Annotated in this window: 2 protein-coding genes; both read left to right on the top strand. The window is 62.3% G+C overall.

Annotation, left to right across the window (positions count from 1 at the left end; genetic code table 11):
- Positions 1-1,385, top strand: a 1,385-nt coding sequence (locus FMEAI12_RS34615; protein WP_200835517.1) for a phosphopantetheine-binding protein, incomplete at its 5' end; no start/stop codon positions are given.
- Between the two features lie 593 nt (positions 1,386-1,978).
- Complete coding sequence (locus FMEAI12_RS34610; RefSeq protein WP_200835516.1) at positions 1,979-2,155, top strand: hypothetical protein; 177 nt, start codon at positions 1,979-1,981, stop codon at positions 2,153-2,155.
- Positions 2,156-2,284: the final 129 nt, after the last annotated feature.

Here is a 2,284-nt window from a genome sequence, read left to right as displayed (position 1 = left end):
GATCCGGCAGCGGCCGCCCCCCGGAAACCGACACCGAGCTGTCCCTGGCCGGGGTGTTCCGCGACGTCCTCGCCCTCCCCGAGAGCACACCCCTGTCCGTGGACGACGACTTCTTCCGACTCGGCGGTGACAGCATCCTCGCGATACGTCTTGTTGCGCGCGCGTCACAACGACAGCACACTTTCACGTTGCGGGACGTCTTCGAGCAGCGAACCGTCGCGAAGCTGTCTCAGAAGATCATCAAAGAAGTCGAGGCCAAGGCGATTTCGACAAGCATGGTCGCTGTGCCCGCCTCTCCGACTCTCGAGAGACTACGTGAGTCGCGCGACGATCCGAACTCATGGATCTTGACCGAGACCGCCGTTCTCCCCGTCTCGTTATCGCACGACGCGCTACTCGCCGCATACGCTTCGCTCGTTCAAGAACATGACCTGCTTCGCTTGTCGGTTCAGACGGTAAGTCGTCGACTGTGGCTCACTTGGGTAACCCCTATGACAACCATCGCACCAACTCTCTCCAGAGTGCATGTCGCAGGGGCCTCGCCCTCCACGAAGCTGACAGATCTTCGGACGATGGCCAGCCAAATGATTGATGTCACCAATGCACGGCCGTCGGGCCTCGCATACGCAAGCAGCTCGACACAGACCTACATTGCGCTTGCAGTACACGCTGCCGTGGCCGATCGATACACCGTGCACCAGCTACTGGAGGCCCTCCGCGCGCTCACTGATGAGAACGCCAACAAGAGCATGCTATCAGCGCCGTCCGTCGCAGCGACCTTGACTGAAGTCGCCGATATCGCTGCGGCTCTCAAAATGGATCAGATCGAGAACCCGATTGAGCTGATCGAGCGCACGGATTCACTCGACGAGGGACTGTACTCGGCCGACAGAACTCAGGTCATACACTGGGACGGCTCTCGCACCGATGCCACCGTGCGCGAGACCATCCGACGAGCACTGCACGCGACTGGGTACGGATCGCGACTCGGCGGTGTCGTAGATCACGAAGCTCCTCTTCTGCCAGATGCTGCCCTGGGGCCGCTTGGCCCGATGACGGTAACCGTTCCCGTGCCTATCGAGCAGGAAACTTGGCACCCAGATCCTGAGTTCGCATTGGCACGCTATGGCAGTAGCTCGGGTAGGCGTCTCCTAGCTGGCATACCGATCGCGCCGATACTTATCAGCCGATCCTATTCCGCCGATGCAGAATCCTTGGCGATCGAACCGACCGAGGCAGCGTACCGCGCGGTGATCCGATACAGGGTGGAGGCCTGCAGCACTATTCTGACGGTCATCGGATTTGCCCGTGCCATGATCCTGGCGTTCGAGAACGTGCTGCGCAAAGTCGGCGACAATGCCGATCGGCGAGTCTGGCGCCCGTAGTTAGCCTCGATCTTTCGTGTGTCCAGCAGGCCGGAGGTGACGCCGTGTAGCGGCTGATCCCCCGTTCGTAAGCTCGTCGTCGCTTGCCGGTGCGAGTCCGGTCCGGGTAGCTGCCAGGAGGCCCGGTAGCAGACTGGCGGCTTGGTCGGGTAACTGGCCGGGTCGAAGCCCAGTGTCAAAAGCCCAATAGGGGGAGCGACTGGACGGTCCGTAGCATGAAGCGAAGCCTGCCGCCTCGTTAGAGGCCCGCTTCGGCGGGAAGAGGGAGTGCCGAGTCGCGGAAATCACGGCGAAGGCCACGGAAGCGGTGTAGATCCTGGATTACAGCCGTGAAGGACTCCTCGGGGTATGGGGCGCGGAACGTTCAGATAGTGACGGCGGGAACTGGAGAGACCCTGCCTGGCCCGGCAGCACCGCGGAATATCTGCCGGAGGAGGCGACGCCCTATAACCGATGACCTCGGGAAGTGGGTGACGTGTCGGGTAGGGAGTCGGAGGCGGCCATATTACCGCTTGAGCCGGTCGGACAACATAACCGCCGGTGACGGGAAGGGCCGCTGCTTCGTCGGCGCGTGTGTATGTGAGGAAGAGCTGGTGAGTGCCCTCGTGGCTAGTTCCGCCGAGCAAGACAAGGTTCAAGCCTTGCAGCAAACGCTTTACCGGGCGGCCAAGGCTGATCCCGGGCGGCGGTTCCACGCGCTCTATGACAAGGTCTATCGCGGTGACCTGCTGGAGCGTGCGTGGGTCCAGGTGCAATGCCGTGAAGCGTAGTTTGATCTTGCTGGGATCTGGTCATGCTGTGCGTGGGGCGAGGGGGTGGAGCCGGATCGTTGGCGGGCCTGGGTGGCGGGTCGAGGCGGGTTCGCCGGGTTTCTTGACGCGGTAGCTGTTGTGGCGGGG

The sequence above is a fragment of the Parafrankia sp. Ea1.12 genome, assembly GCF_900465275.1.
Lineage (GTDB): Bacteria > Actinomycetota > Actinomycetes > Frankiales > Frankiaceae > Parafrankia > Parafrankia soli.
This window is presented reverse-complemented; position numbering and strand designations above follow the sequence as displayed.